Raw genomic sequence first — 7,021 nt, forward strand, 5'->3', positions numbered from 1 at the left:
GCAGGTGGGGGCGCGGAGAGGCCAGCGCGGCGTCGAACAGCTCCAGGCCCTGGTCGTTGGTGATGGGGACCATGCCGCTGCGGGCCACGCGGTTGCGGTCGGTGTCGGTGAGGTGGGCGGTCATGCCGGTGACCTCCTGCCAGTAGCCCCAGCCGATGGAGTGGGCCGGCAGCCCCTCGGCCCTCCGGTGCGCCGCCAGGACGTCCAGGAAGACGTTGGCCGCGGCGTAGCCGGCCGCGCCGGGCGGTCCGAAGGTCGCTGCGGCGGACGAGAAAAGCACGAAGGCCTTCAGGGGGTGGTTCCGGGTCTGCCGGTGCAGGTTCCAGGCGGCGTCCACCTTGGGGGCCATGACCGTGTCGATCCGGTCGGGGGTGAGGGCCGTGACGATCCCGTCGTCGATGACCCCGGCCGCGTGGACGACGGCGGTCAGCGGGTGCTCGTCGGGGACGGCCGCCAGGAGATCGGCGAGCATGCGGGGGTCGGCGGTGTCGCAGGCGGCGATGGTCGCCTGGGCGCCCAGTTCTTCGAGGCGGCGCCGCAGCTCCTGCGCCGCGGGGGCCTGGAGGCCGCTGCGGCTGGCCACGATGAGGTGCGTGATGCCGTGGCCGGTGACGAGGTGCTCGGTGATCAGCCGCCCGATGGTCCCGGTGCCGCCGGTGACCAGGACGGTGCCGTCCGGGTCGAGGGCGGCGGGCGCGGCGCCGCGGCCGGTGCCGTTCTCCGCTTCGCCGGAGGCGGGTCGGCGGGTGACGCGCGGAGCGTGCACGGTGGTGCCGCGGATGGCCAGCTGCGGCTCGCGGTGCTCCAGTGCGGTGCCGATCGCGGAGCCGAGGGCCTGGAACCCGGCGGCGCGGCCGTCGAGATCGATGATCGTGATCCGGTCGGGGTGCTCGGTCTGGACGCTGCGGACCAGCCCCCACAGCGGCGACTGGGCCAGGTCGACCGTCTCCGGTCCGCCGGCCGTGGTGCCGCGGGTGGTCAGCAGCACCAGGTGACTCTGGGTGAAGCGGTCGTCGGTCAGGTACTGCTGGACAAGCCGGAGGACGCGCTTGGTGGTGGCGTGGGCAAGGCCGGCCACCTCCTCGCCGTCGCCGTCGCCGTCGTCGCCGGTGCTGGTGCCGGTGCCGGTGCCGGTGCCGGGACAGGGGACGAGGATGATCTGCGGCGGGGCGGTGCCGTTCGCGCTCGCGCCGAGTTCGACGAGGTCGGCGAACGCGCGGGTCGGTGTGGTGAGTGCGGCCTGCAGCGCCCGCGCCAGCTCGGGGTCGTGCTCGGTGAGGACGGCGTAGGGGCCGTCCGGTCCGGGTGGGGGGTCCGATCGCAGGGCCGGCCAGTCCAGGGTGAACAGCTGGTCCCGGGGGGCGGGGCCGGAACCGGCGGACAGGTCGCTGGTGAACGGGCGCAGGTTGAGGGTGTCGATGGTGGCGACCAGACGCCCGCCGGGGTCGGCGGCCGTGATGGCGATGCCGCCACTGCCGTTGTCCCCGCTCCCGGAGGTGATGGCGACCCGCAGCTCGGTGGCGTCGGCGGCGTGCACGGTGACGCCGTTCCAGGCGAACGGCAGGTAGGGGTGCCCGTCCTGGTCGTGGGTGGTGCCGTCGGCGGCCAGGGCGGTGGGGTGCATGGCGGCGTCCAGCAGCGCCGGATGCAGGGTGTAACCGGCCGCGGCGTCCGGGTCGGGGAGAGCGATCTCGGCGAACATGCCGTCCGGGCTGCTCCAGGCTCTGCGCACCCCCTGGAACAGCGGCCCGTAGTTGAGGTCGCGCTCGTCGAACCGCCGGTACAGGTCCTCGACCGGGACCGGCCGCCCACCGGGCGGCGGCCACGCGGTCATGTCCGGGGTCTCGGGCAGTGCGCCGGAGGGGGCGAGGACGCCGGTGGCGTGGCACGTCCAGGCGCGCTCGCCGGTGAGGTCGGGGCCGCCGTCGAGGCGGGAGTGGATGGCGAGCCGACGGTGGCCGTCGCCGTCGGGTCCCTCCACGGTGACCTGGATCCGGGCAGGGGACGCGGGGTCCAGGACGAGGGGGGTGTGGAGCGCGAGTTCCTGGACGTGGGGAGTGCCGGTGTGGTCGCCGGCGTGGACGGCCAGCTCCAGGTAGGCGGTCCCGGGCAGGACGGGGGTGCGGGCGATGGCGTGGTCGGCGAGCCACGGGTGGGCGTCGAGCGAGAGCCTCCCGGTGAACACGGTGGTCTGCTCGTCGGCGAGGGTCACGCAGGCGCCGAGCAGGGGATGGCCGCCCGTCTCCAGGCCCGCGGCCGTGACGTCGGCCGCTCCGGCGGGGGCGCGCAGCCAGAACGGCCGCCGCTGGAAGGCGTAGGTCGGCAACGCCGGCGGCGCGGCCGGCGGTGCCGTGCCCGACGCCCGCAGCACCCGCGGCCAGTCGACCCGGACGCCCCGCGCGTGCAACTCGGCGAGGTTGATCAGCAGGCGCCGCCAGCCGCCGTCGGCGCGCTGGACGGTCCCGGTCACCACCGCCGGGACGCCGGAACCGGGCCGGGGCACGACGTCGAGCGTCTGCTGGATCCCGATGGTGAGCACGGGGTGCGGGCTGACCTCGATGAAGGTGCCGTGACCGTCCTCCAGCAGGGCGGCGGTGGCCTCCCCGAACCGGACGGGGCGGCGGATGTTGTCGAACCAGTACCCGCTGTCGAGGTCCGTGCCGTCCACGAGCCCGCCGGTGACGGTGGAGTAGAACGGGACGCTGGTCGGCCGCGGGTCGACCCCGGCGACGGCGGCGCGCAGCTCGTCGCCGATGGTGTCGATGTGCGCGGAATGGGAGGCGTAGTCGACGTCGACCGGGGCGGCGTTGATCTGGTTCTCCCGGCAGAAGGCCAGGAACTCCTCGACGGCGTCCGCGGCGCCCGCGACCACGGTCGCGCGGGGGCCGTTGACCGCGGCTACGGCCAAGTCGTCGCCCCAGCGGCGCAGATGCTCGCCGGTCGTCTCCGCCGGCAGCGACACCGTCGCCATCGCCCCGGTGCCCGCCAGCGCCGTCAGGGCCCGGCTCCGCAGCGCCACGATCCCGGCGGCCTCGTCGAGGCTCAGCGCACCGGCGACGTACGCCGCAGCCACCTCCCCGCGGGAATGCCCGACGACGGCGTCGGGCACCACGCCCAGCGACCGCCACAGCTCGGCCAGGGCGACCATGACGGCGAACAGCACCGGCTGGACGACGTCGACCCGCTCCAGCGGCGGGCCGCCGGACACGCCGGTCAGCACGTCGGTCACCGACCAGTCGATGTGCGGCGAGAGCGCCTGGTCGCACGCCAGGATCCCGTCCCGGAACACCTCCGACTCCCGCAGCAGCTCGGCGCCCATCCCGGCCCACTGGGAGCCCTCGCCGGGGAACACGAACACCGTCTTGCCGGTGTGCCCGGCCCGGCCCTGGACCACGTGCATGGACGGCTGCCGCTCGGCGACGGCCCGCAAGCCGGCCTCGAACTCGTCGCGGGTGCCGATCACGACGGCCCGGTGTTCCAGGTGCGCGCGTGTCGTGGCGAGCGCCCAGGCGGTGTCGGCGGGCTCCGGCCGCGGCCCGTCCTGGAGATGTCCGGCCAGGCGCGCCGCCTGCGCGGCGAGCGCGGCCTCGCTCTTACCGGAGACCGTCCAGGGGACGACCGGCTCGGGGACGCGCCGCCCGAGGGGTCCGTCACCGGTCCCGTCCCGCGCGGGTCCGCCGGAGGGCGCCGGGGCCGGCTCGGGTGCGTGCTCGATGATGGTGTGGGCGTTGGTCCCGCTCATCCCGAACGACGAGATCGCGGCGCGCCGCGGCCGCTCGGTCCCGGGCCAGGTCACCGGTTCGGTGAGCACCCGCACCGCTCCGGCGGACCAGTCGACGTGCGGGGTCGGCTCGTCGACGTGCAGGGTCCGGGGCAGCACGCCGTGGCGCATGGCCTGGACCATCTTGATGACTCCGGCGACGCCCGCGGCGGCCTGGGTGTGCCCGATGTTCGACTTGACCGACCCCAGCCAGAGCGGCCGGTCGCCGGGGCGCCGCTGCCCGTAGGCGGCGATGAGCGCCTGAGCCTCGATGGGGTCGCCGAGCGCCGTGCCGGTGCCGTGCGCCTCGACCGCGTCGACCTCGTCCGGTTCCAGGCCCGCGGTGGCGAGCGCCTGGTTGATGACCCGCTGCTGGGCGGGGCCGTTGGGGGCGGTGAGGCCGTTGCTGGCACCGTCCTGGTTGACGGCCGAGCCGCGCACCACCGCGAGAACGGGGTGGCCGTTGCGGCGCGCGTCCGACAGCCGCTCGACCAGCAGCAGCCCGACGCCCTCCGCCCATCCGGTGCCGTCGGCCGCCGCGGCGAACGCCTTGGCGCGGCCGTCGGGCGCGAGCACGCGCTGCCGGGAGAACACCACGAACGCGCCGGGGCTGGACATGACGCTCGCCCCACCGGCCAGGGCCATGTCGCATTCTCCCTGCCGGAGCGCTTGGCAGGCCAGGTGCAGGGCGACCAGGGAGGAGGAGCAGGCGGTGTCGATGGTGACCGCGGGCCCTTCCAGACCGAAGGTGTAGGCGATCCGGCCCGAGGCCACGCTGCCGGACGTCCCGGGGCCGAGATGGCCTTCGGACTCGCTGGACAGATGCGGGAGCCCGGAACCGTAGTCCTGCGAGGAGATGCCGGTGAAGATGCCGGTGCGGGTGCCGTGGAGCGCGGTGGGGTCGATACCGGCGTTCTCGATCGTCTCCCAGGCGGTTTCGAGGAGGAGCCGCTGCTGGGGGTCGGTGGCTTGGGCTTCGCGGGGGCTGATGTTGAAGAAGTCGGCGTCGAAGTGGTCGGCGTCGTAGATGAAGCCGCCCTCGCGGGCGTAGGTGGTGCCGGGGTGGTCGGGGTCGGGGTGATAGAGGTCGGCGACCGGCCAGCCCCGGTTCGACGGGAACTCGCCGATGGCGTCGGCACCCCCCGCGACCAGGTCCCACAGCTGCTGCGGTGTCCGGATGCCGTCGGGGTAGCGGCACCCCATGCCGATGATGGCGATCGGCTCGTCCGCGCTGATGGAGGTCGCCGCGGCCCGCAGGGACGTCTTCGAACCGAGCACGACGTCCCTGAGATGGCGGGCGAGCGCGTCGGGGGTGGGGTAATCGAAGACGAGGGTGGCGGGCAGCCGCCGGCCGGTGGTCATCCCCAGGCGGTTCCGCAGCTCCACCGACATCGCCGAGTCGAAGCCCAGCTCGTTGAACGGCCGGTCGGTGTCGACACTGTCCGGCGTCGCGTGCGCCAGCACCGTCGCGATGCTGCTGCGCAGGAGCGACAGCATGTGCCGGTGCTGCTCGTCGGGACCGAGCGTGGACAGGTACTCGGCCAAGGCGTTCGAGTGAGCGGTCGCGCCCCCGGCGGTGGGCCGGGCGGCCGTGCTCGGAACGAGCGCCCTGAACAGCGCGGGCGGCGGCGCGGGCAGCGCGCCCACGCGGACGGGGACGGCCAGGACGCGGGGACGCGCCGTCGCAAGGGCGGCGTCGAACAGCCGGACCGCCCGCTCCGCCGTCAACGCGGCGATCTCACCGGATTCCGGATGCCACGGACCCCACCCGATGGACTGGGCCGGCAGGCCCTCCGCCTGCCGGTGGACGGCGAGGGCGTCGAGGAAGTGGTCGGCGGCGGCGTCCGCGCCCTGACCGGGGGAGCCGAGCACGGAGCCGGCCGAGGAGAACAGGATGAAGGCGCTCAGGGGCAGGTCGCGGGTCTGGTGGTGCAGGTTCCAGGCGGCGCCCGCCTTCGGAGCGAGCCCGGCGCCTGCCTCCTCGGCGGTGTCGCCGGCCGCGTGGACGACCCCCGTGAGGGGATGCGCCTCGGGGACGGCTGCGAGGAGTTCGGCGAGCCGGACGGGGTCGGCGATGTCGCAGCCGGTCATCGTGATGTGGGCGCCCAGTTCCTCCAGGCGGTGCCGCAACTCCACGGCATCGGGGGCGCCCGGCTCGGGGACGGCCAGGATCAGGCGGGTGACGCCGTGCCCTGCGACGAGGTGTCCGGCGACCAGCGCGCCGAGGGTTCCGGTGCCTCCGGTGACCAGCACCGTGCCGCCGGGAGCGAAGGTCGGCCGCTCGCCGGCGGCGCCGTCCTGGGGCGCCGTGCCGCTCGTCCGGGTCAGCCGCGCGGTGTGGACGCCGCCGCCGCGGACGGCGAGCCGGGGCTCGTCCTGGTCCAGCGCGGTGCCGATCGCGGCGGGAAGCCGCTGAATGCTCGCGGGCTCCCGGTCGATGTCGATGAGCGTGAGGCGGCCGGGATGCTCGGCCTGGACGCTCCGGCCCAGACCCCACACGGCGCTCGCGGCGAGGTCCACCACGTCCGGTTCCGTGACCGCGGCGGCGTCGGCGGTCAGCAGAACCAGGTGGCTGCCGGCGAACCGGTCCTCGGACAGGTAACGCCGAAGCAGCTCCAGCGCGTCCCGGGAGGCGGACTGAGCGCGTGCGAGCACCTCCGCACCGTCCTCGCGGCCATCTGCGGACCACGGGATGACGATGACCGGTGGAGGGCCGTCTTCGCCCGGCTCATCGACGTCGTCATAGCCGAGCGTGGCGCGCAGCTCCTCGGCGAACCCGGGATCGCGTTCACCGAGGACCGCGGCGGCGGCGCCGGTGACCGTCTCGGTCTCCGACAGCAGCGGCCAGGACAGCGCGTACAGGTGATCGCGTCGCGCGGGAGCGGTCGCCGGGGCGCCGGTAACGGGACGCAGGGTGAGCGTGCCGATGGTGGCGACGGGCTCGCCGGCCGGGTCGGCGGCGGTGAGCGCCAAGCCGGTGGCGTGGTCGCCGTTGCCGCCGACGGGGGTGATGGCGACGCGGAGCGCCGTCGCCCGCGCGGCGTGGAAGGTGATGTCCTCCCAAGCGAAGGGGAGGTGGGCCTGTTCGCCGGGAACATCGGCGGCCAGAGCGGCGGGGTGGAGGGCGGCGTCGAGGAGTGCGGGGTGCAGGGTGTAGCCGGTGGCGGCGTCGGGGTCGGGGAGCCGGATCTCGGCGTAGACGGCGTCCGGCGTGCGCCAGGCCGCCCGGACCCCCTGGAACAGCGGGCCGTAGGTGAAACC

1 protein-coding gene is annotated in these 7,021 nt (G+C 75.0%); it reads right to left on the reverse strand.

The features are described 5' to 3' along the window. Nucleotides 1-7,021 (reverse strand): type I polyketide synthase (locus E1285_RS42060; protein WP_132160384.1); only part of this gene is annotated, 7,021 nt, incomplete at both ends.

It is taken from the genome of Actinomadura sp. 7K507, assembly GCF_004348425.1.
Taxonomy (GTDB): domain Bacteria; phylum Actinomycetota; class Actinomycetes; order Streptosporangiales; family Streptosporangiaceae; genus Spirillospora.